The following is a 21,656-nucleotide window of genomic DNA, read 5'->3' on the forward strand; positions in this document are numbered from 1 at the left end:
CCCCCGTTCCCGCCCCATTCACGGACTAGCGTTTCCCAGACAGAACCGGATGCGGCGGCCGAAGAAGCAGCCCGGCCGGCACAAGCCATGACAAAAGGAGGAGAGCATGCCCGGCGTCGTCCGCTTGCACCGCGTCATCGCAACCAGCCCCGAAAAAGTGTATCGCGCATTTGTCGAACCGGACGCCATCGCCAGCTGGCTTCCGCCATTTGGCTTCCTCTGCACGGTCCATGAGCTTGACGCCAGGGTTGGCGGCGGTCACCGCATGTCATTCCGCAACTTCACCACGGGACATAGCCACGCCTTCAGCGGCTCCTATCTGGAGCTCGTTCCGGGTCAACGTCTCGTCTACACGGACAAATTTGATGATCCGGGCCTGCCCGGCGAGATGACTGTCACCGTGGAGCTGAAAGCCGTATCGGTCGGCGCTGAGGTCAATATTGAGCAACGGGGCGTTCCGGACATGATCCCGCTGGAGGCCTGTTATCTCGGCTGGCAGGAATCCCTGTACAAGCTCGCGCGGCTTGTGGAGCCCGAGATCAGCGAATAGCGCATTCCGGTGAAAACCGGTTCACCGGAATGTGGACTCCGCATTTCGCGAAAATGCTCCAGGCGAAACTCCGCGAAACCGGTCAAAACTGCGCGACGACGCGCCACCGCGCCCACAAAACGCTGCGTCAGCCTGGCGAAGCGAATTTGACATTTGCGCCCACCCTCGCGTCATGCGGCGAGCAAATGTCAAATTCATGGATTCCGCCGGTTTACAGACCGAGCTGCGCCTTCGCAATGATGCCGCGCTGGATTTCATTCGAGCCGGCGTAGATCGAGCCGGCGCGGTCGTTCAGATATTTGAGCGGAGCGATCGCTGCGGCGCGGGGCCCGAAGACGTCATCGGTCAGGTGCGGGATCAGATTGGGGCCGCCGGCGATTCCGGCCGCTGGCTGGAAGGCGACGCCGTAACTGCCCGCGGCCTCAAGCGCCAGTTCGGTGAGGTGCTGACTGAGTTCGGTGCCAAGAATTTTCATCGCGGAGCCCGCCACGCCAGGGCGACCACCCCGGGCCGCCTCCGCCAGCACGCGGAATTCATAGCTCTCCAGCACGTCCACGCGCATCTGCGCCGCCGCGAGCCGGGCGCCAAACAGCGGGTCGCTGATCAGCGGACGCAGCCCCCCGGCCGCCAGTTCGCGAATGCGCGCCAGACGCACCTGCAGTTCCGGCGCATAGGCCGATCCGCCACGCTCGAACTCGAGAAGGTATTTCGCGACAGTCCAGCCGTCGTCGATGGCCCCAACCACATTCGCAACCGGAACGCGCACGTCCTCAAAAAAGATCTGGTTCTGGATGCGCTCCCCCGACGACATGACGATCGGATGCACGGTGACGCCGGGCGCATCCATGGGGATCAGCAGGAAGGTGATCCCACGCTGCGGGACGTCATATTGTCCGGTGCGGACCAGGCAGAAAATCCAGTTGGCCACATTGGCGTGCGTGGTCCAGATCTTGGTTCCGTTACAGACAAAGCTGTCGCCGTCACGACGCGCCGTCATCGCCAGCGCCGCGAGGTCCGAGCCAGCCTGCGGCTCGGAATAGCCCTGGCACCAGAAATGCTCGCCGGACAGCATGCGCGGCAGAAAATGCGCCTTCTGCTCCTCGCTGCCATGACCTATCAGCGCCGGCCCGCACATGGCGATGCCCATGGGCGAGAGCGGCGGCGCGCCGGCGAGCGCCCGCTCGCGGCTGAAGATGTAACGCTGGGTCACGCTCCATTCGCAACCGCCATAACGGCGCGGCCAGGCCGGCGCGGCCCATCCCTTGCGATGCAGGCGCGCCTGCCACTCCATGGATGCGTCATGGTCGCCATAGACGCTGGTCATCCAGCGACCAGCGGCGCGCAGGTCGTCGGTCAGCTCGGCGTCGAAGAAAGCGCGTACTTCCGCGGTGAAAGCCTGATCAGCGTCGGTCCACAACATGGCAGTCTTTTTCCTCCAACGCCGCCGGCGCCCGCGCCACGCGCACTCCGGTCATATCGCATTTGATTGTCCGGTCAAATGATGCGATGCGGAGGTAAAAGCGGGAGTGAAGAATGGATTTCGCGCCAACAGAAGAGCAGGCCCTGTTGAAGGGCGCCGTCGCCGGATTGCTGTCAGCGCGGTACGCTTTTTCCGACCGTGTCGCCGCCTCGCGCGCCGAACCGGGGTTCCGCGCGGACATCTGGCGCGCCCTTGCCATCGATCTCGGCCTTGCCGGCATGGCTGTGACGGAAGCGTCGGGCGGCCTTGGCCGCGCCTTCGCCGACCAGATGGTGGTGATGGAGGAAATGGGACGGGCGCTGGTCATTGAACCGCTTGCCGAAACCTGTTTCCTGGCCGCCCCGCTGCTTGAGCGCGCCGGCGGGCCGGCGGCGCAGGCGCTGCTGCCGCGCATCCTCGCCGGCGAAGCGCGCGTGGCGCTGGCCTTTGAAGAGCCGGACATGCGTTCGGAGTTCGCCGACATCGGCCTTGCAGCCGTCGCTGTCGACGGCGGCTGGCGCCTGAATGGCGCCAAATCGGTGGTGACAACCGCGCCATGGGCCGATCATCTCATCGTCGCGGCGCGAACCGCCGGACAGCGGGGCGATGAGACAGGCCTGTCGCTGTTTCTGGTTCCCGTCAATGCACCCGGATTGAAGCTCAACGCCTACCCCACCATCGACGGTCGCAGGGCCGCGGATCTCGCGTTTGAAAATGTCCATGCGGCCGGCGACGCCCTGCCGGGAGCTGCGAACGAGGCGTTGCCGTTGCTGGAATGGGTTCGCGACCACGCCATCGTCCTGCAGGCCGCCGAGGCCACCGGACTGCTGGAGCGGTTGCTGTCCGATACCATCGCCTATTGCCAGGAGCGCAAGCAATTCGGCAAGCGGCTGTCGTCTTTCCAGGCGCTGCAGCATCGCATGGTCGACATGTACCTGCAGGTGGAGCAGGTGCGCTCGGCCGCCATGTTTGCGGCGCTCAGGCTTGAGGCGTCGCCCCGGGAGCGCGCCGCCGCGGCGTCCACCGCGAAAGTCACCGTCGCCAATGCCTGCCGTTTCGTCGGCCAGAACGCCGTGCAGTTGCACGGCGGCATGGGCATGACCGACGAGTTGCCGATCGGGCACTATTTCAAGCGCGCCACCGTGATCGAGACCGAACATGGCCGCGCCGACTGGCACCTGCAACGCCACATGCGATTGATGCCCGGCCGCGCCGCCTGACGGCGCGTCGTTGTGAAATGCCCCGCCGCCCGCCATTTGCTGGCGCGCCGCTCTGGCGGCGGCGCTGGTCGCCGCGCTTGCGTCAAACCGGAGCAGGATCGGCTGCGGCCGCGCCCTTCTGTTCCTGTAGCTTGTGGCTGGCGTGCTGCTCTTCGGCCATCCCGTTGCGCCAGTAGCTGACAATGAGATGTTGATCCCGCCCGGACCGCAAGCGCGCCCGGGCGCTGGCGCGGATCAGACGGGCTGCCGCATGCTCACACGCCGCCCACAGGTAGACGCCTGGCCCATCCTCCGGCCAGGCAAGCGTTTCGAATGCGTCCGCCAGACGGGACGCATTCTGCCCGCCGCGATAGAGCCAGGTTACGGTGACGCCCGCCGGCGCCTTCAATGGCTGGCGCCCGGCGGTGTCCGCCACCTCGGCCATCACCAGCCCTGAAGCGTCGTCCGGCAACGCCTCCAGCATGCGGGCGACCGCGGGCAGTCCGGTTTCGTCCGTCAGAAACACATATCGCTCCGCCTGCCGCAGACCGCGTCCGCCCGGACCGGCGACGCCAATCACATCGCCGGGGCGCGCCGTGGCGGCAAAAGCCGCGCCTGGCCCGGCGTCGTCGTGCAGAACGAAGTCGATGGCGAGATCACCGGCGCCAGTGTCGATGCTGCGGATGGTGTATTTGCGAATTGCCGGCCGGCGATCCGCCGGCTGCTCCACCAGGCGTCCATTCACGTCCATCAACGGCCAGGCGGGCGCGGCGACGCCGGGCGGCGGGATGAACAGGCGCACATGCAGCGCGTCCAGCGTATCGAAATGGCCCAGGTCCTCGCCGTGGAAGTGGATGCGGCGCATGTGCGGGGTCAGCGTCTGCGTCCCCATCACCGTCAGCAGACGAAAGTCCGGCGGCGGCGCCTCCCCGGCGCCATCCCCTTCCCAGGTCATGACAACCTCCACCCCGGGCGGCGCGAACTCCAGAACATGGCTGGCGATCGCCGCCCGCAAGGCGCGCAAGGCGCCGAGATCCGGCGCAGAAACCATCGCCTCAAGCCCCACGCCGGCAACGCGGACGCATCCATGCGCCGCGCCGAGCACAATTTGCGCCGCGTCATTCGCCAAAGCGACGGAGACGCCGTGGTCGGCCAGATGCGCGCAAACTCGCGCCAGCAGTCTGGACGGTCCGGAAACAGGGACATGGCCGCGCGTGGTGAACATGAGACATCCTCAAACGGGGGCGGATCGGCGGCTCTCCCGTCTTTGGTCGGGAGCGGCGCGCCATGCGAAACATTGCGTCAGGGGGGCGGAAGCGACGGCGGCGGCGCGCCAGATCGGGAAGAGCCGTGATCAATGACGCCATCAACCATGATCTGTAGCCGCCCGGCCGAACAGCGCTCCACCCGGGCGTCGACGCCATAGACCCGCGCCAGCAAGGCGGACGTCAGCACCTGGTCGGGCGGCCCCTCCGCGGCGAGCCTGCCCTGGCTGAGCACCACCATGTGGCTCCCCCAACGGGCGGCCATGGCAAGATCATGCAGCACCACAATCACCATCATGCCGGTTGTCGCCAGATCGCGCGCCACCCGCATCACCTGCTCCTGATGCCGCAGATCCAGCGCGCTTGTCGGTTCGTCAAGCAGCAGGGCGGCGGGGCGGCGCACAATGGCCTGAGCAAGGGCAATGAGCTGACGCTGACCGCCGGACAGCGCGTCAAGCGGTTCGAGCGCCAGCCCCCCAACGCCGAGACGCTCCAGGGTCGCCATGGCGCGAGCGCGCATCGCGGACTGCGACAGGGACAGGCCTTCATCCGGCTGACTGGCGGCGAGCGCCGCGACGACTGATTCCAGCGCCAGAAGACGCGCGCCAGCCGGCAATGTTTGCGGCATGAAGCCAACGCGCCGCGTCCATGCCCCGCGCGTCGCGCCCGACAGCGTGAGATCCCCAAGCCGCACCACGCCGCGAGCGGGCAACAGCCCGGCGACGCCACGCAGCAACGTCGATTTTCCGGCTGCGTTCGGACCGACAAGCGTGGTGACGCTGGCCGGCGGCAAGGGCGACAGGCTCAGTTGGTCAATCACCGGTCGCCCCGGATAGCCGATGCTGACGCCGGTGATGGTGAACGCCGCCGCCTCCGGGTTCATGGGTTCCTCCGGCGCAGGATCAGTGCGAGGAACACCGGCAGGCCGATCAGCGAGGTCACCAGCCCGACCGGCAACACCACCCCAGGCGCCGCCATCTTGCTGGCGATGGACGCAAAGGACATCACGACAGCGCCGGTGAGCGCGCTGGCCGGCAGGAAAAAGCGGTGATCCTCGCCAATCAGCATCCGCGCGATATGCGGGCCGACCAGACCGACAAAGCCAATCACGCCCACGAAGGCAACCGCCGTGGACGCCAGCAGGCTGGCGCGCAACAGCGACAGGAACCGCAGACGTCCAACATTCACCCCGAAGCTGGCCGCCCGCTCGCTCCCCAGCCGCAGCGCCGTCATGCGCCACGATGCGGCCAGGGAAAACGGCAGGGTCACGGCGAGCGCCGCGCTCATGGCCGCCACGGCGCGCAGGTCAGCCCGCCCGAGGCTGCCCATGCTCCAGAACACGAACTGTTGCAGGGCGTCCGCCGTACCCAGAAACTGCACGAGCGCCAGCAAGGCGTTGAAAGTGAACACCAGGGCGATGCCGCACAACACCAGCACCTCCTGACCGCCGCCAGCCCGCCGCGCCAGCGCCTGCAACAACAGCACCGAGCCAAACGCGAACAGGAAAGCGTTGACCGAAACGGCGACGCCAGCCGGCGCGAAGCTCAGGCCCAGGCCAAGGATGATGGCCAGGGCCGCGCCAAAGGACGCAGCGGCGGAAACGCCAAGCGTGAACGGACTGGCGAGCGGATTGTCGAGGATGGTCTGCATCTCGGCGCCGGCAAGGGAAAGCGCCGCGCCGACGCACACCGCCATCAGCGCCACCGGCAATCGCACCTGCCAGACGATGACCTGAACGGCCCGCTCCGCGTCTCCCAGCGTCAGCGCCGTCCATATCTGCGTCGCCGTCAGGCCGGCCGGGCCTGTCATCATGTCGACCAGCAGACCGGCAAAGGCCAGCGCGCCGAGCCCGGCGACGAGCAGCGCGCGCCAGCGCAACCGGGCGCCATACAGCGCCAGGGCGCGGGCACCTTCACCGCTCAGATTGTCGCGTCCGCCTGCGTTCATGACCGCCCCGGCCCAACCCAGAGCGCGCCATCCAGAGGGATCGCCGAGAATGTCGCGGCCTCGGCCAGGGTGGCGGCGGGATCCAGGTCAGCACAAGATTCCGGGTGCAGCCAGCCTGCCAGACGTTCGATGGCCGCCACGTGCAAGGGCGTGTCGTTGAACAGATGCCAGAGGCCGAACGCCCGTTGCCCGGAAACCGCTCCAAGCGCCGCGATGCCTGGCGTCGCCAGCAGCCTGGCGAAGCTTTCCTCCGCGACCGCGCGACTGACGCCAAGCCCCAGAACCAGACCGCCGCTCTTTTCCAGATGGCGGCCGCCGGTCGCCACGTAACAGTCGGGGTTGGCGACCAGCAACTGTTCGAGGCTGATCTGCCCGGATGCGCCAGGCAACAGCGCGCTGGCGACGTTGTCGCCACCGGCCGCCTGGATGAAATCGTTCAGCGTGCCCCGCCCGGGCGAAGAACAGCATTCCGTGCCGCCGGCGTGGACATGCATGAACACGCGCGGACGCCGCGCCCTGGCGATCTTGCCGGCGACCCGTCGCAACCGCCCCTCGTAGAAGCTGACGAACCGCTCCGTCCGCTCATCCTGCCCGGTCAGGCGGCCGATCGCCCTGAGGCTTGGAACCGTGTCGGTGAGCGGCTGGTTGAAGAAATCCACTACCGCGACGGGCACGCCGGCCGCCTCCAGTCGGGCGACCAGATCGCCATGCCCCGCCCCGGCGTTAGCCCCGCCGCGCGGCGCGAGCACGAGGTCTGGCGCCAGCGCCACGGTGCGTTCCAGCGAAAACCCGCCCGGCGTGGCCCCATCGCCGACCACAGGGACATGGGCGATCGCCGGAAATCGCGTCTTGTAGCGCATGTAAGCGTCCGGAATCTGGCGTGCGAAATCGGATCCCCAACCGGCGAGGATCGAGACCGGGTCGGGATGGATGAAGCCAAGCGAATTCAGCTGCCGCCCCTGGGCCAATACGATCCGCCTGGCGGGCGCTGGCAAGGTCACCGTGCGTCCAAGCGCATCCGTGGCGCTGACCGCGCCCACCTGCGCTTTCGCCGGGCGAGCCACGAGCGGCGCCGTCATGGCGCCGAGAACAAACGACCGGCGGGAAAAACCTGGGCTCATGGGCTGCATTCTCCACTTGCCCGGGTATGGCCCAGGGCGAAGGCAACCGCCCGCGACAGCATCGCCGGTATCACCGATATGTGGTTCTCATCCGGAAAGACCGTGAATGTGCACGTCGCCGCCCCACTCGCGGACAAACGTTGCGTCAGTTCAGCCGCGTTGTCGTGCATGCGCGCCATGATGCGCCGCGCGGCGCGCTCCGGGCTGTCGTCCACGCGGCGTTTCTGTTCGTCGCCCCCCACGGTAACCAGCAGGCGTGGGCGCACTCCATCCTGCCGCGCGATAAAACGCGTTTCAGCCGCGCGCAGGGGGGAAGCGCCGCGCCAGATGGACGGGCTGCCGGCAATGAAGGCGGCCAGGGCCGACGGCCTGGCGAACAGGGCGTGCAGGACAAACAGACCGCCGAAGGAATGACCCGCGAGCGCCCGCCGCGTCGCATCCAGCGGCGCCAGACGCCCGACCCACGGCAGGATCTCGTCAAGCAGCGTGGCGAGAAAACGGTCAGCCCCACCGGCCGTCGGCAACAGGTCGCCAGCCCGGCGCCCGACGTCGAACAGGGCGTCGCCCGGGTATCCGACGCCGACAATCACCGCCGGCCCGACGCCGGTGACCCCGGGACGACCTGCCTGCAGTCGCATCGCCATTACGGCGGCGGCGAACAACGCGCGCCCGTCAACCAGCATGATGAGCGGAAATCCGGCCGCCGGCGGCGGCGTCCCGGGGATATGAATCAGCAGGCTGTACGCCGCGCCGTCACGCGCCACGTATGCGAACTCTCTGGCCCCCGGCAGGACAAACGGCGCCTCCGCGCGCGCGCGCGTCACCATTTGTAAGACAGCGTCGCCAGCACCGTACGGCGCAGTCCGAAAGAACAACCCGTGGCGGAATAGCACCCGGAAATATATTCCTTATCGAACAGGTTGTGGGCGTTGACCTGGATCTTCCAGCCCTTCAGCGCCGGCCGCGCCACGCCGAAATCGTAGCTGATGGCCGCCTCGGCAAGCGTATAGGCCGGGACCCAGAAGGTGTTGCCTGCATCGCCTGCGCCCTTGCTCACATAGCGGACGCCCAGGCCGAGCCCGAGGCCGGCCAGCGCGCCGTTGTCGAAGGTATAGTGCGCCCAGAGCGAGGCAATGTGGCGCGGCACGACCGGCGGACGTCTGTTCAGATCGGCGCCGGCGCTCTTCGTCACCTCGGCGTCGGTATAGGCGTAGGCGGCGACCAGATCGAGATTGCGGAGCACCGTGGCGCGCGCCTCCAGCTCGACGCCGCGCGCACGGATCTCTCCGGTCTGGACCTGGAAACCGGGATGGGCCGTGTCGGTGGTCGCCACATTGGTCTGGCGGATCTGGTAGACGGCGGCCTGGAAGAAAATGTTGGAGCCAGGAGCCTCGTATTTGAAGCCCGCCTCGTACTGCTCGCCCTCGGTTGGCTTGAACGCCTGCCCCCCATAGCTGACGCCAGCCAACGGCTCAAACGAGGTCGAGTAGCTCACATAGGGCGCGAAACCATTGTCAAAATTGTACATCAGCGCCACGCGGCCGGTCGGCGCCGTATCGTTCTGGCGGGTGATGGCGTTTTTGGCGTGATCGCGCGTGCTTGATTCAGCCCAGTCGAAACGGCCGCCGACCAGCAACATCAGCCGGCCCAGCCTGATCTGGTCCTGCGCATAGACGCCATACTGGCTTGTTGTCTGCGTCGTCAGGGTTTTCTGGGACAGGGAGAACGGTCGCCGTCCATAGATGGGATTGGTGAAATCGAGCGTCTGGACCACGCCCGGGAAGCCGCCGTTGGACCAGCCGTCGGTCCATGCGGCGTCAGCGCCCAGCAGCAGTTTGTGCGTCAATGGGCCCGTGGCGAAGTCCGCCTGCAACTGGTTGTCGATGGTCGCCGTTTGCGCCTTTTCATCAAACGCCGTGGCGCGGCGGCTCAGGGTTTTCTGGTCCGCGCCAATGCCGGCGACCGCCACGGTGCGGAAGTTGGACTGCATATCCGAAACGCGCACGTTCTGACGGAACGTGAAGACGTCGTTGAACCGGTGCGAAAACTCGTAACCGAGGTTGGCCTGGTTGCGGCTGTAGCCCTCGAAGTTCGGTTCGCCGGGGAAGAAATTGCTGCGAATGCGGCCGGCCCGGCTTGGCAGGACCGTGCCGACCGCAGGAATGAAGCCATAAAAGCCGGTTTCCGGATCGCGCTGGTACGAAGCCAGGATGGTCAGGCTGGTGGCGTCAGTGGGACGCCATGTCAGCGACGGCGCGATAAATATGCGCTCCTCGCGGGTATGGTCGACCTGGGTATCGGCGGCGCGACCAAGGCCGACCACCCGGTAAAGCAGGGTCTTGTCGGCGTTGACAGGGCCGCCAATATCAAACGCAGCCTGGGCGCGCCCATAGCTGCCGGTCTGCAACTGGACTTCGCCATGGGCCACGTCGCGCGGGCGCTTGCTGACCATGTTGACAATGCCGCCAGGCTTGACCTGTCCGAAGATCACCGAGGCGGGTCCGCGCAGAACCTCAATGCGCTCGAGCCCCCAGGGATCATAGGCCGGCACCAGATAGTTGACGCCCCGCAGATAGCGGAGCCCGTCAAGATAGCCCACATAGCCAGCGCCGCTGCCGGAGCCGCCGAACCCGCGCACGAACACGCTGTCGTAACGGCCGGCGGAGAGCCGGGTTTCGCCAAGAACGCCCGCTGTGTAGCGCAGGGCCTGGCCCACGGTCTGCGCCGCCTGGTCATCCATCTGCTGGCGCGTCACCACGGTGACGGATTGCGGCGTCTCCATGATGGCCGCGTCGGTTTTGGTCGCCGTGCTGCTGCGACGGGCGACATAGCCATTCACCGGGCCGGTCGCGCTCTCGCCCTGAACGCTGATGGCATCGAGATTGATGGCGGCGTCCTGTTGCGCGCACGCCGCGCCCGACCAGCCTGCGACGATCGCCGCCAGGGCGGCGCCCGTCATCAGGGCATTGCGATTGTCCAGGATTGCTCGTGCCATGACCTTACCCTTGCGCGCCGCTGGCGCGGCCTTCTGTTGGCGGGGTTGTCTCATGGTCGCGCAAATGCCGGCAACGCGGTCGACTTTCGATTCCGGCAGTATTTCTTTTGACAGAATTTCAAATGAATCCAGAGTACGGGAAACAGCCTTGGCTTTACCGCAGCTTGCCTGGCGATATTCCGAAACGTTTCTGGAACAGCACCGAAAAATAGGCTGGCGTATATCCCACATGGAACGCGGCGGATGCGACGCTGACCTCTCCTGACGCGATCATTGCGTGAGCCCGCAGCAGTCGCTGCTCCTGAAGATAGGCAAAGACGCTCATGCCGAATTCCGTGCGGAACGCCGAGGTCAGCCGGGTCGGATTGAGACCGCAGGCATGGGCAAGTTCCGGCAGCCCGGGCGGTTGCTGCATATCGGCCAGCAACATATCCCGCGCCGCCAGCACCTGTTCGCGGGTGCGTCGCGACAAACGCGACCGCCCGCCGGCGTCGCCCCGGCCGATCTCGTCAAGGGCCAGCGTCGCCAGTTCCAGCGCCTTGCCAGCGAGATAGAGCCGGCGCAAAGGCGCTGACACGGGACACGCAACCATCTGCAGGGCGACGGAACGCACGGCGGGGCCGGCGGGGCGGATCCAGACGCGCGCGTCATCGGGGCCGGCGGCCTCAAGCAGGCCGGCGGCCTGCCCACCAAATTCATTCACGACAAAGTCGGGAGCGAACTGCGTCAGGGCGTAACGCATGACGCCTGCGGACAACCCCGCCCGTTGCTGAACCCGGTTGCCGGCATTGGCCGCGATGAACAGGGCGGCGCCGCGAATCTGCAAGGTTGGCTGATTATCAAGCGTCAGCGATACGCCGCCATCCAGCAAAACGCCGATCTTCAGGCCACGCCGCATGGGTCCGACAGTCTGCGCGCCAGCAACAACGTCGAGCGCGCCAGCGGATAGCTGCAATTGTCTCGAAAACAGGTTCAGGCCAGGCGCAATCGCGCCAGCGTCCCGGATTGGTTGCATCAGCATCACTCGCCCCATGACGGGCCCGGGATACACTGATGGAAGAAATTTACAATTAAAAACAATAATATAGAACGATTCAAAATTGAAATGGATGCTGGCTGCGCGCCTCTCATTCAACGTGGAGCACCGTCCTTCGCTCCAATTCCCGAGTGGTTCACCTGGGACGCGATTTACCTGGCGCTTGATCTGCCTGGCGCTTGGCTTGACTGACGCGTGGCTTGACTGGGACGAAACAACCCGGCCCAACCGGCATCCGCGCGCCTGACCGTCGAACCTTCCCTGACAGATCGAACGCGCCTTGCTGAAAACCGGCTCCAGAACAACGAAATGCGCCCGATCAGGACGATCGGGCGCATTCGCGGACATCAAAAGACCTGATGGGTTCAGATCCGCTCGATGATGATCGCCGGAGCCATGCCGCCGCCCGCGCACATGGTCACGAGACCGCGCTTCTGGTCGCGCCGCTCCAGCTCGTCCAGCACCGTGCCAATCAGCATCGCGCCGGTGGCGCCAATCGGATGGCCAAGAGCCATCGCGCCGCCATTGACGTTGACCTTCTCACGGTCAAGCTTCAGGTCACGGATGAACTTCTCGGCAACCACCGCGAAAGCCTCGTTGATCTCGAACAGGTCGATGTCGTCAACCGTGAGTCCGGCCTTCTTCAACACCCGGCGCGCCGCAGGAACCGGCGCGTTCAACATCAGCGTCGGGTCGTCGCCCTGGTTGGCCATGGCCACGACGCGGGCCCGCGGCTTCATGCCGTGCGCCTTCGCGTATTCCGGGCTGGCGAGCAGCAGCGCGCCCGCGCCGTCAACAACGCCGGACGAGTTGCCCGGATGGTGGATCGGCACAATGTTCAGCCCAGGGTACTTCTGCAGGATCAGGCTGCGGTAGGTGGCGCCGGTATCATCGATCTGCATGTCGGCCAGCGCTTCGAAGGACGGCTTCAGCGCGGCCAGCCCCTCAAGCGTGGTGCCCGGCCGGGGGAATTCCTCATGATCCAGCGCCAGCGTCCCGTCCTGGCGGTAAACCGGGACCAGGCTGCGGTTGAAGCGTCCTTCCCGGATGGCCACGTCGGCGCGGCGCTGGCTTTCCAGCGCCAGGCGCTCGGTGTCTTCGCGCGTGATGCCTTCAATGCTGGCGATGGCGTCGGCGCAGACGCCCTGGTTGGTCTGCGGATGCAGGGCGCGCAGCTCAAGATTGCCGCGATCCATGACCGGCGGGCCGTCGCTCGATCCACGGCGCAGCGGCATCGACATCATCTCGCAACCGCCGGCCACCACCAGGTCGGCCATTCCCGACATTACGCTCGCTGCGGCGAAATTGACGGCGGTGATGCCGGAGCCGCAGAAACGGTCGAGGGTGACGCCGCTGCTGGTCACGTCATAGCCTGCGGTCAGCGCCGACATGCGGCCAAGATCGCCGCCCTGCGGGCCGACCTGGGCGCTGGTGCCCCAGATAACGTCATCAACGTCGGCGGTGTTGAAGCCGTTGCGATCGACCAGGGCCTTGAGCACGGTGGCGCCGAGGTGCTGGGGGTGAATCTCTGACAGGGCGCCCTTCGGGTGCTTGCCAATGCCGCGCGGCGTGCGGCAGGCGTCGATAATCCAGGCTTCGGTCATCTGGCGTTTCCTCTTTCGTTTCCGGGGCTCCTGCGAGCCGTCAACCGGATTGCGCCGGCGAGCATAGACATCTGCGCGGCGATGAGAAACGGATTTACTCACGCAGCCCCCAGCCAGTTGCACGCCCCCTCGCCCAAATGCGCATGATGCCCTCACCGTCTCCAACAGAAGTTGCTCCAGCGGAAATTGCTCCAGCGGAAGTTGGCGCAAGCCAGCCGTCGCGCAGCGCCAGGCAGCGTGCATGAGCGTGGCTCCCGGGGGAAATGCGTCGCAATGATCGCAGGCGTTGTTGCCCTGCCGGCTTGATTTCCCACCGGATCCGCTGAAACTCGGCAATGAACGAAAGATCCACGGGGAGGAACGTCAATGGCGCAAAAAACGCCCGAGCTCGAAGCATTCTGGCAGATGTGCGCAACCCGCATGGAGGCGCGGGCGCAAATGTCGCTTGAGGAAACGCGGGCGTCGTTCGACGCCGAGATGGGAGCCGTGCCCATGGCTCCCGACTGTGCGGTCGAGACCTTTGAACTATCCGGGCTTCCAGTTGAGAAAATCACCCCCGCCGGCGCGCCTGGCGACAAGGTCCTGCTCTATTTGCATGGCGGCGGACACATTTTCGGAAGCATCAAAAGCCATCGCCATTATGTCTCGCGCCTTGCAGCGGCGGCCAATGTCACGGCGTATCATATCGACTATCGCCTCGCGCCGGAGCACCCCTATCCAGCGGCGGTCGAGGACGCGCTGAAGGCCTATCAGTACATTCTCGGACAGGGCGTCCGGCCAGAGAACCTGATCGTTGGCGGTGAATCCGCCGGCGGCAATCTCGCCGCTGCGCTGCTGGTGACATTGAAGAACAAGGGTCTGCCGCAACCTGCCGGCGCTTACCTGCTCAGTGCGTGGCTCGACATGCAAACCACGGCGGAATCATATGCGCGCGTCGGCAAGCGGGATCCGATGATCACCCGTGAAGGCATTGTTGGCGTCGCCCTGGCTTATCTTGGCGGCAAACCGGACAACCCGGTAACGTCGCCGGTGCGGGCTGATCTCTCCGGTCTGCCGCCGATGCTCATTCACGTCGGCAGCGAGGAGGTCCTGCTCTCTGATTCCGTGACTTTCGCCAACAATGCGGCGATGACGGGCATTGACGTGCGCCTGCATGTTGCGGCGGGCATGCCGCACGCCTGGCCGCTGTTCCACTTCTACCTGCCGTCGGCGTTGACCGCCATTGACGAGACTGGCGCGTGGATGCGGCAACGCCTTGCGCAAGCTTCGGCCTGATCCCAGGGGCCTCCCGGAACCAGGTTGGCGGCGCCGGCCATCCAGGCGTCTGGCGCCGCTTGCCGCGATCGTCCGGTTGTGATGCGTTGCGCGTGAATTGCAGGACTGCTGAAATGACGCGCGCCAGCCGCCCTTTTCTTGAAAGTCCGCTCAGGCAATTCCTGCTCGGGTGCTGCCTGCTGGTCGCGGCGGCCGGCGCGCTCTTCGTCTTCCAACGTCACGCCATTGTGGCTGCGCTTGAGCAGGAAAGCGTCGCCCTGCACCGGCTCGCATCCCAGCGCGCCGACCAGCATGACGCGCACCTGACGGCGTTGTCCGCCATTGCCGCCGCGGCGGCGGATGACCGACGCGACCTGTTTCTGGATGTCGCCGCGACCATCACGCGCTTTTATCCCCGTATTGACGAGGTGCAACTCATTCCCCTTGACCCCGGGGGGGAGCCCATCGGCACGGAACCCGTCGATCCGCAGACAGCGGAGCTTGTCCGGGCGGCGGCCAAAGTCCACGACGGCAAGATCGTTCTGCTGCCCCATCCGACGCGCGCCCACCACTACATCATGATCAAACGCAGCCCCAATTCCGCGGCGGCGCGTTATGGGTTGATGCTTGGCGTCGACGCCGCGAAACTGCTGGGCGGCGCCAGCCCATACTGGTCGCGGCCTGGCGTCTCTCTCAACCTCTCGTTACCTGACGGGCAGCCGCTGCTCGCTCCGGGGCCGGCGCCGAAAACCATCCGCGTCTCGCGAACGCTGGACAGCGCCTCCCAGCCGCTGATCCTGGAAACCGGCGTGGCGATCAGAATGGCGGAGATTTTCCCGCTGGCGTTGACCGGCTTCACGCTCGCCGCCGTGGGCCTCGGCTATACGGCGGCCATATCGGCGCTACGGCAGCGGGCGCGCACCCGCGCGGCCATGGAGCAGGCGCGGATCAGCGCGCTGGATTCGCGCCTTGCTCATGCGTCGCGCGTCAATGCGCTGGGTGAAATGGCCAGCGGCCTCGCCCATGAGCTGACGCAACCGCTGACCGCCATCCTCGCCCAGGCCCAGGCCGGTCGGCGCATGGTGGACCGGGGCGATATGGCGCGTCTTGCGACGGTTCTTGACGACACCGTGAAGCAGGCGCGCCGCGCCGCCACGATGCTTGAACGTTTCCGCAACTGGTCGCGACCGCAGCAGATGCCTGGATCCGCCTGCGATCTGCGCGATGTCATTGAAAACGTGCATGCGCTCCTGACCCCGCTGGCCGCGTCTTGCGGAACGCGGCTGACCTTCCATATCCCGGACAACGCCGTTCTGGTCGCCGCTGACGCCATTGAAATGGAGCAGGTGGTTTTCAATCTGATGCGCAACGCCGTCGAGGCGACCTCCGCGAGCGACAGCGCGGGCCAGGTGACCGTCACGCTGCAGCAGGACGCCCGGCAGGCGGTGCTGGAGATCGCCGACAACGGCCCGGGTGTTTCAGAAGAACTGCGGCGACGCCTGTTCACGCCGTTCACCACGACCCGCGCCAACGGAACCGGGCTCGGGCTGGCCTTGAGCCAGCGCCTCGTGGAGCGCGCTGGCGGGGACATCAGCCTGGTCGAGGGGGGATCCGGCGCGACCTTCCGGGTCGTGCTGCCGCGGCGTCAGGGTTTGGCAGGGGCTACGCCATGAAGCATCCGGTTTATCTGGTCGATGATGACGAAGCGGTGCGCCATGCGCTCGCCCTGCTCCTGTCCACCGTTGACATCGACACCATGTGTTTCGCCGATCCGCAGACCTTTCTGGCCCGACTGCCAGGGCTGAAGCCGGGGTGCTTGGTGCTCGATATCCGCATGCCTGTCATTTCCGGGCTGAAGTTGCAGGAGCGCCTCAACGCGCTTGGCGTTGACTGGCCGACGATCGTTGTTTCCGGCCATGGCGACATCGAGGCCTGCCGGCGCGCCTTCCGCAACGGCGCCGTCGACTTTCTGTCGAAGCCGGTGGACGAGCAGGATCTGATCGAGGCCATACAGAAAGGGCAGGAGGTGCTGGAACGAACCCTCGATCGCCGGGCCGAGCGGGCTGAAACGCTGGCGTTGCTGGCCGTCCTGACCCCGCGCGAACGCGAGGTGCTTGACCGTATCGCCGAAGGCTTCACGACGCGCCAGATCGCCAGCGGGCTCAGCCTGTCGCCGCGCACCGTGGAAAGTCACCGCGCCGCCATCGCGGCGAAGCTGGGCACGACATCGCAAGCGGAAATGACCCGCCTCTGGCTTCACGGGCGCGAGACTCCATAGAACCCGGGACTCCGTAGAACTACGGAGACGCCTGCAAGGCCTACGCATACCGGGCCGGCGCCGACCGGCCTAGTCTCCCTCAAGTTATCGGGAAGGAGACCATGATGATCCGTCAACTCGTGCTCGCGGCCACGCTGCTCGCCCCACTGCCGGCCTTCGCGCAGGATCTGCCGACAGCGCCCTATCTGCCGCTCGATCTGGCGGTCAAGGCGGCGGACGCCGCGCTCAAGGCCTGCGCCGCCGAGGGCCACAATGTCAGCGTCGCCATTGTTGCCCGCGATGGCGCAACCAAGGTGCTGGTGAAAGCCGACAACGCCGGCCCGCACACAGGGTCGAGCGCCCAGGGCAAGGCCTTCGCCTCCGCCGCCATGGGCCGGGACACCGCCGGCATTGCTGAATTTATCGCCGCCAAGCCAGCCAATGACGGGCTGCGCAACATGGATGCGCGCATGGTCATTCAGGCCGGCGGCCTGCCCATCAAGTTCGGCAAGGCCCTGGTCGGCGGCGTCGGCGTTGGCGGCGCCCCTACCGGCGATATTGACGCCGGCTGCGCGCTCGCCGGGCTCAAGGCAATCAACGCCGCCCAGTAAGCAGCCCGGAAACAGACCGGCGGCGGTTCGCTGAAACCGCCGCCGGTCAACGCCGTGACCGTCAGCCAGCGCGCGCGCCCGGCGTCTTACAGCACAACGACCTTCGATCCCGCTGGAACCCGGTTGTAGAGATCGATGACGTCCTGGTTCATCATGCGGATACAGCCGGAGGACATCGCCTGGCCGATGGTCTCCGGCTCATTGGTGCCGTGAATGCGGAACAGGGTGTCCTTGCCATTCCGGTAGAGATAGAGCGCGCGGGCGCCGAGCGGGTTCTCTGGCCCGCCCTTCACGCCGCCGGCCACGGGGCCGTAGCGCTCCGGCTGCCGGGCGATCATGTTGGAGGTTGGCGCCCAGTTTGGCCATTCGCGCTTGAGGCCGATATTGGCGTTTCCCTTGAACGCCAGTCCCTCCTGGCCCACGCCGACGCCATAACGCATCGCCTTGCCGTCTTCCTGAACCAGATAGATGAAGCGATTTTTGGTGTCGACGATCACCGTTCCCGGCGAATGGGGCGTGGGATAGGCCACCTGACGCCGGATATTGCGCGTCTCCATCTGCGTCACATCGACCGCCGGGACAGGGAATTTCTCATCCGTCCGCCCGGCGTAGGTCGCGAGCGCCATGGCGCGCTGCGGATCCAGGGGCGGCTGTCCCCTGGACGACGGATTGGAGGTGGTCGTGCAGCCAGCGAGCGCCAGACTGACGGCGGCGATGGCATGGAGCGCGCGGCTCCTGGCGGACAGGATCATGGGGTGCCCTTGGGGTATGGATTGGCCGCAACCGGCGGCGCGACAGCGGGAAGGCGTATTGGGATGAGCCCGCGTGGATCAACGGGCGCCGGCAAGCCGGTCGATGCCGGCGCTGAGCGCTTCGCGAGAGATTTCACCGACATGCATTGATGCGAGCGCGCCGTCCGCCCTCAGGAACAGCGTGACCGGAAGGCCCGGCACGCCGTAGTGACGCGCCACCTGCATTGAGCGGTCGAGCAGGATGCTGTTGAGGGAAAGCCTGTCGCGCGCCAGATAGCTGCGGATCTTGTCCGCCTCTTCCCCCTGGTTGACGAACAGGAAGGTCACGTCGGTGCGGCTCGCCGCCACCTCCGCCAGCAACGGCATTTCCCGGCGGCAGGGCGGGCACCAGCTCGCCCAGATATTGACGATGGCCGGCTTCCCGGCCACATCGCTGATCGCCATGGGCAGACCATCAAGCTGCTGCAGCGCCACCGCTGGCGCCGGCTGGCCGAGCGTTGCCTTTGTCAAGGCGCCGACGCCAGCCCAGACAAACAGCCCGATGCCGAGAGCCGCCGCCGCGCCAAGCCCGGCAAGGGATGAGCGGATCATCAGGGCGCTGACCAGCAGCACGCCGGCAAGGCCCGCGAGCGGCTCGAAACCGCCCTGCCAGATGGCGAAAACACGCCACGGTTCACCTGCGAAGCTGTGCCAGTGCAAACCCACGTGACCCAACCGGGCCGCGACGAGCCCGGCGACCAGCGCCCAGCTCGCCCAGGCGCTGATGGCGCGATCCATCCGCCGGGCGAGGATCGTCGCCGTGATCATGAAAGCGAAGACGCCAAGGATCGCCGCCAATCGGTCAGAGGCGAACACCAGCGGGCCAATGCTGACAGCGTTCACCGGGCGTCCTCCACCTTGCCAGCCGAGGCCAGCAGCGTCGCGCGCGTCACGTCGCCGACAAGGCGGGTCCCGGACGCCTCCCGGCCTTCAGGAGAGACGAAGATCATCGTCGGCGGGCCAGCCACCTGCAGGCGCTTCATCAGTTTTTGCTGCGCCGGCGCGTTGTCGCTGACATCAAGCTTGATCAGATTGAATTGACCCAGCGCGGACTGAACCGCCAGATCCGGCAGCACCGCGCGCTCGATGACCGAGCAGGCGACGCACCAGTCCGCCGTTACGTAAAGCAGGCTTGGCCGGTCTTTGGCCGCCGCCATCCGCGCCCGCAGGGCCGTTTCACTGTCGACCGTATGGAAAGCGCGCTCCTGGACCAGGGCCGAGCCGCCAGCGCCGCGCGCGGCGAGGCGCGCGAGCGGGCGCAGCGGATCGCCGGCGCCAGTCGCCGCGCCGACGCCGAGAATGACGCCATAAAGCGCCGCAACGAGCCCGGCGGCCCTGGCGACGCGGGCGCCAGCGCCCGCGTCCGGCCGGGTCGCGTCAAATGCGCCAAGCCAGACCGCCACGCCGATCGCCAGCGCCGCCCAGAGGGCGAGCCCGGCTTCCGCCGCGAGAATGCGCGACAGCATCCAGATGGCGGTGGCGATGAAAATGAAGCCGAAGCCCTGCCGCGCCCGCGCCATCCACGGGCCAGCCTTGGGCAACGCTTTGGGGCCGAGCGTGCCGAAAACCACGAGCGGAACGCCTTTGCCGAGGCCCAGCGCGAACAGCGCCGCCGCGCCAAGGGCGACATCGCCGGTTTGCGCGATATAGATCAGCGCGCCCGCCAGCGGCGCGGTCACGCACGGGCCAACGATCAGCGCCGAGGTGAAGCCCAGCAGTCCGGCGGAGGCCAGCGAACCGCGCCGCCCCTGCCCCAGACCGCCCACCCTGTTGACCCAGGAGGCCGGCAATTGCAACTCGAACAGCCCAAACATCGACAAAGCGAGCGCCAGAAACAGCGCCGAAACCGCGACAATGGCCAGCGGCGACTGCAACGCCATCTGCAGGTTCTGGCCAGACCACGCGGCCGCCAGGCCAAGCAGGCCGAAAGCCGCCGCCATGGCGACCACATAGGCAAGCGATAGCGAAAATCCACGCCATGCGGTGACCGCTTCTCCCTGGCGCGCGATGGCGCCGGCGAGGATCGGGTACATGGGAAACACGCAGGGCGTGAAAGCCAGCAGCACGCCAAACAGCATGAAGCTGCCGAGCACGACCAGCGCGCCGCCCTGGTTCAGCAGCGCGCTGACCATGCCGCCGCCATCGTCCACGGCGATGACGCCGCCGGGTGCGGCTTGTGCGGGCGCCCGTGCTGGCGGCGCGGACCAGGCGTCGGCGACGGACGAGGTCGCCTGAGGGGGAGCAGCGGCGACCGCCAGCGTCGCGAGGTCGATTTGCCGGACCGCCGGCGGATAGCAAATCCCGTTTTCCTGGCAGCCCTGATAGCCGACCTCAACGGTCCCGGTTTTTCCGCCCGCCACGGGAACAACAGCCTCCGCGCGGTTATGAAACACCGTGGTGACGCCAAAGGTCGGATCGTCCAGCGTCTTGCCGTCGCCCTGCAACTCTGGGGCGGGCAGACCAGCGGCGCCGCGCCGGAAAACGAACTTGTCCTTGTACAGATAATAGCCAGGCGCGATCGTCCACGCGAAGCGGACGCTGTCGTCAGGCAGTCGCGTCGCCGAAAGCCGGAAAGCCTGATCCGCCGGCAGGGGCCGCGTTCCGGCGGCGGGCGACCGGGCTCCGGCGGGCGCGGCGAGCAGCGCGCCGAGCATGACCAACAGCGCCCAGACCACGCGCCGCCAGGGATTGTTTTGAGACACAGTGAACTCCCGCCGCAGCTCCAGGATGGAAAAAACCTTCCGGGATGGGAAATGGGCTTTGGGAAAAGATCCTGGCGCAGCGACTTAAGGCAGGCTTAAGGGCCGCGCCGCCATGGCGCGCTGTCTGGCGGGTCTATTTCGCTTCAGCCTGTTTGGCCCGCGCGTCGGCAATGGCCTGGCGAAAACTTTGATAGTCGAGCGCGGAGGCGCGGAACGGACCGATCAGGAAGCTCGGCGTCCCGGTGAGGCCCAACGCATCGCCCTGCGCCATGTTGCGCTTGATGAGGGCGTCAATATCGACGTTGCGCGCGCCGAGGTCGCTGTCCAGCCGCCGCATGTCGATCCCGGCCGTCTCAAGGGCGGCCCGCATCTGTTCACGGGTGACGCCGCTGCCGGGAACCTTCATCAGGGCCTCATGGGCCATCTCATAGCGGCCCTGGTATTTGGCGGCGATGGCAAGTTGCGCGCCGTCGATGGACGTTGGACGGATCACCGGCCAGTCCTTGTAGACATGGCGAATCTTGCCATCCTCGCGGATGACGCGCGCCAGCACCGGCGCCACTTTTTTGCAATAGGGACAGTTGTAGTCAGTGAAGTTGACGATGGTGACGTCGCCTTTGGGGTTGCCGCCGACGGGCGCCCCGGGATCATTGAGGATCATCTCTTTGGTGACCTCGATCTCGCTGGCGGCGGCCCGGCCTGCGAACAGCAATCCGGCGAAGCCCCCGCCCGTCGCCAGCAATGCCCCGCCCAGGATTGCGCCTCTTCGCGTTACAGTCATCCTTATGCTCCTTCTGCCTGGCGTGGATCGCGGCGTGACGCCGGCCATGCGGCTTTCCAGGCCGCGCAGCTTAAGGCTGGCTTA

Annotated in this window: 19 protein-coding genes; 6 read left to right on the top strand and 13 right to left on the bottom strand. The window is 66.5% G+C overall.

All coding sequences use genetic code 11. The features are described from left to right. Positions 1-106 precede the first annotated feature (106 nt). Positions 107-550, top strand: coding sequence for an SRPBCC family protein (locus tag IE243_RS13675; RefSeq protein WP_191319955.1), 444 nt, complete (start codon positions 107-109; stop codon positions 548-550). Positions 551-761: 211 nt separating this feature from the next. Here the strand turns inward: IE243_RS13675 and IE243_RS13680 are convergent, their stop codons facing one another. Next, entirely contained in the window at positions 762-1,970 is a 1,209-nt protein-coding gene (locus tag IE243_RS13680; protein WP_191319956.1) for an acyl-CoA dehydrogenase family protein, read from the bottom strand. 113 nt (positions 1,971-2,083) lie between these two features. Between IE243_RS13680 and IE243_RS13685 the strand changes: the two genes are divergently transcribed. Continuing rightward, the gene (locus tag IE243_RS13685; RefSeq protein ID WP_191319957.1) at positions 2,084-3,229 is read left to right on the top strand and encodes an acyl-CoA dehydrogenase family protein; all 1,146 of its coding nucleotides are present in this window, start codon (positions 2,084-2,086) and stop codon (positions 3,227-3,229) included. 82 nt (positions 3,230-3,311) lie between these two features. On the opposite strand, the gene IE243_RS13690 is transcribed toward IE243_RS13685, so the two are convergent. The 8 genes from IE243_RS13690 to IE243_RS13725 all read right to left on the bottom strand — a co-directional run bounded on the left by IE243_RS13690 (position 3,312) and on the right by IE243_RS13725 (position 13,176). Further along, positions 3,312-4,433, bottom strand: coding sequence for a siderophore-interacting protein (locus IE243_RS13690; protein ID WP_191319958.1), 1,122 nt, complete (start codon positions 4,431-4,433; stop codon positions 3,312-3,314). A gap of 77 nt (positions 4,434-4,510) precedes the next feature. Then, complete coding sequence (locus IE243_RS13695) at positions 4,511-5,356, bottom strand: ABC transporter ATP-binding protein (protein ID WP_191319959.1); 846 nt, start codon at positions 5,354-5,356, stop codon at positions 4,511-4,513. Continuing rightward, the gene (locus IE243_RS13700; protein ID WP_191319960.1) at positions 5,353-6,420 is read right to left on the bottom strand and encodes a FecCD family ABC transporter permease; all 1,068 of its coding nucleotides are present in this window, start codon (positions 6,418-6,420) and stop codon (positions 5,353-5,355) included. The genes IE243_RS13695 and IE243_RS13700 overlap by 4 nt, the downstream gene beginning before the upstream one ends. Continuing rightward, on the bottom strand, positions 6,417-7,541 hold the full coding sequence (locus IE243_RS13705; RefSeq protein ID WP_191319961.1) for an ABC transporter substrate-binding protein: 1,125 nt from the start codon (positions 7,539-7,541) through the stop codon (positions 6,417-6,419). The genes IE243_RS13700 and IE243_RS13705 overlap by 4 nt, the downstream gene beginning before the upstream one ends. Next, positions 7,538-8,305 carry an alpha/beta hydrolase gene (locus IE243_RS13710; protein ID WP_191319962.1) on the bottom strand — a complete coding sequence of 256 codons (768 nt, stop codon included), beginning with the start codon at positions 8,303-8,305 and terminating at the stop codon, positions 7,538-7,540. Before IE243_RS13710 ends, IE243_RS13705 begins: the two co-directional genes overlap by 4 nt. A gap of 56 nt (positions 8,306-8,361) precedes the next feature. Then, positions 8,362-10,536: a TonB-dependent siderophore receptor gene (locus IE243_RS13715; RefSeq protein ID WP_191319963.1), complete on the bottom strand. Its 2,175-nt coding sequence runs from the start codon at positions 10,534-10,536 to the stop codon at positions 8,362-8,364. Positions 10,537-10,690: 154 nt separating this feature from the next. Beyond that, complete coding sequence (locus tag IE243_RS13720) at positions 10,691-11,557, bottom strand: helix-turn-helix transcriptional regulator (RefSeq protein WP_191319964.1); 867 nt, start codon at positions 11,555-11,557, stop codon at positions 10,691-10,693. A gap of 380 nt (positions 11,558-11,937) precedes the next feature. Further along, positions 11,938-13,176: an acetyl-CoA C-acetyltransferase gene (locus IE243_RS13725; RefSeq protein ID WP_191319965.1), complete on the bottom strand. Its 1,239-nt coding sequence runs from the start codon at positions 13,174-13,176 to the stop codon at positions 11,938-11,940. A gap of 366 nt (positions 13,177-13,542) precedes the next feature. On the opposite strand from IE243_RS13725, the gene IE243_RS13730 reads away from it, so the two are divergent. The 4 genes from IE243_RS13730 to IE243_RS13745 all read left to right on the top strand — a co-directional run bounded on the left by IE243_RS13730 (position 13,543) and on the right by IE243_RS13745 (position 17,298). After that, on the top strand, positions 13,543-14,451 hold the full coding sequence (locus tag IE243_RS13730) for an alpha/beta hydrolase (protein ID WP_191319966.1): 909 nt from the start codon (positions 13,543-13,545) through the stop codon (positions 14,449-14,451). Between the two features lie 113 nt (positions 14,452-14,564). Then, entirely contained in the window at positions 14,565-16,103 is a 1,539-nt protein-coding gene (locus tag IE243_RS13735) for a sensor histidine kinase (protein WP_191319967.1), read from the top strand. Continuing rightward, positions 16,100-16,708 carry a response regulator transcription factor gene (locus IE243_RS13740; RefSeq protein ID WP_191319968.1) on the top strand — a complete coding sequence of 203 codons (609 nt, stop codon included), beginning with the start codon at positions 16,100-16,102 and terminating at the stop codon, positions 16,706-16,708. The genes IE243_RS13735 and IE243_RS13740 overlap by 4 nt, the downstream gene beginning before the upstream one ends. Before the next feature lie 104 nt (positions 16,709-16,812). Then, positions 16,813-17,298, top strand: coding sequence for a GlcG/HbpS family heme-binding protein (locus IE243_RS13745; protein ID WP_191319969.1), 486 nt, complete (start codon positions 16,813-16,815; stop codon positions 17,296-17,298). A gap of 86 nt (positions 17,299-17,384) precedes the next feature. Here IE243_RS13745 and IE243_RS13750 read toward each other — a convergent pair whose 3' ends face one another. From IE243_RS13750 to IE243_RS13765, 4 genes are all read right to left on the bottom strand, one after another. Beyond that, positions 17,385-18,050, bottom strand: a complete 666-nt coding sequence (locus IE243_RS13750) for a L,D-transpeptidase (protein ID WP_191319970.1) — start codon at positions 18,048-18,050, stop codon at positions 17,385-17,387. A gap of 78 nt (positions 18,051-18,128) precedes the next feature. Next, positions 18,129-18,932 carry a TlpA disulfide reductase family protein gene (locus IE243_RS13755; protein WP_191319971.1) on the bottom strand — a complete coding sequence of 268 codons (804 nt, stop codon included), beginning with the start codon at positions 18,930-18,932 and terminating at the stop codon, positions 18,129-18,131. After that, positions 18,929-20,791 carry a protein-disulfide reductase DsbD gene (dsbD, locus tag IE243_RS13760; protein ID WP_244643162.1) on the bottom strand — a complete coding sequence of 621 codons (1,863 nt, stop codon included), beginning with the start codon at positions 20,789-20,791 and terminating at the stop codon, positions 18,929-18,931. Before dsbD ends, IE243_RS13755 begins: the two co-directional genes overlap by 4 nt. Positions 20,792-20,924: 133 nt before the next feature. Next, on the bottom strand, positions 20,925-21,572 hold the full coding sequence (locus tag IE243_RS13765) for a DsbA family protein (protein ID WP_191319972.1): 648 nt from the start codon (positions 21,570-21,572) through the stop codon (positions 20,925-20,927). Positions 21,573-21,656: the final 84 nt, after the last annotated feature.

The organism is Camelimonas fluminis (genome assembly GCF_014656355.1).
Taxonomy (GTDB): domain Bacteria; phylum Pseudomonadota; class Alphaproteobacteria; order Rhizobiales; family Beijerinckiaceae; genus Camelimonas; species Camelimonas fluminis.

What these genes read in the sequence shown, in the direction of transcription:
- IE243_RS13675 (WP_191319955.1), top strand. Translation starts at nt 107, where the DNA reads ATGCCCGGCGTCGTCCGCTTGCACCGCGTCATCGCAACCAGCCCCGAA.
- IE243_RS13680 (WP_191319956.1), bottom strand. Translation starts at nt 1,970, where the DNA reads ATGTTGTGGACCGACGCTGATCAGGCTTTCACCGCGGAAGTACGCGCT.
- IE243_RS13685 (WP_191319957.1), top strand. Translation starts at nt 2,084, where the DNA reads ATGGATTTCGCGCCAACAGAAGAGCAGGCCCTGTTGAAGGGCGCCGTC.
- IE243_RS13690 (WP_191319958.1), bottom strand. Translation starts at nt 4,433, where the DNA reads ATGTTCACCACGCGCGGCCATGTCCCTGTTTCCGGACCGTCCAGACTG.
- IE243_RS13695 (WP_191319959.1), bottom strand. Translation starts at nt 5,356, where the DNA reads ATGAACCCGGAGGCGGCGGCGTTCACCATCACCGGCGTCAGCATCGGC.
- IE243_RS13700 (WP_191319960.1), bottom strand. Translation starts at nt 6,420, where the DNA reads ATGAACGCAGGCGGACGCGACAATCTGAGCGGTGAAGGTGCCCGCGCC.
- IE243_RS13705 (WP_191319961.1), bottom strand. Translation starts at nt 7,541, where the DNA reads ATGAGCCCAGGTTTTTCCCGCCGGTCGTTTGTTCTCGGCGCCATGACG.
- IE243_RS13715 (WP_191319963.1), bottom strand. Translation starts at nt 10,536, where the DNA reads ATGGCACGAGCAATCCTGGACAATCGCAATGCCCTGATGACGGGCGCC.
- IE243_RS13720 (WP_191319964.1), bottom strand. Translation starts at nt 11,557, where the DNA reads ATGCTGATGCAACCAATCCGGGACGCTGGCGCGATTGCGCCTGGCCTG.
- IE243_RS13725 (WP_191319965.1), bottom strand. Translation starts at nt 13,176, where the DNA reads ATGACCGAAGCCTGGATTATCGACGCCTGCCGCACGCCGCGCGGCATT.
- IE243_RS13730 (WP_191319966.1), top strand. Translation starts at nt 13,543, where the DNA reads ATGGCGCAAAAAACGCCCGAGCTCGAAGCATTCTGGCAGATGTGCGCA.
- IE243_RS13735 (WP_191319967.1), top strand. Translation starts at nt 14,565, where the DNA reads ATGACGCGCGCCAGCCGCCCTTTTCTTGAAAGTCCGCTCAGGCAATTC.
- IE243_RS13740 (WP_191319968.1), top strand. Translation starts at nt 16,100, where the DNA reads ATGAAGCATCCGGTTTATCTGGTCGATGATGACGAAGCGGTGCGCCAT.
- IE243_RS13745 (WP_191319969.1), top strand. Translation starts at nt 16,813, where the DNA reads ATGATCCGTCAACTCGTGCTCGCGGCCACGCTGCTCGCCCCACTGCCG.
- IE243_RS13750 (WP_191319970.1), bottom strand. Translation starts at nt 18,050, where the DNA reads ATGATCCTGTCCGCCAGGAGCCGCGCGCTCCATGCCATCGCCGCCGTC.
- IE243_RS13765 (WP_191319972.1), bottom strand. Translation starts at nt 21,572, where the DNA reads ATGACTGTAACGCGAAGAGGCGCAATCCTGGGCGGGGCATTGCTGGCG.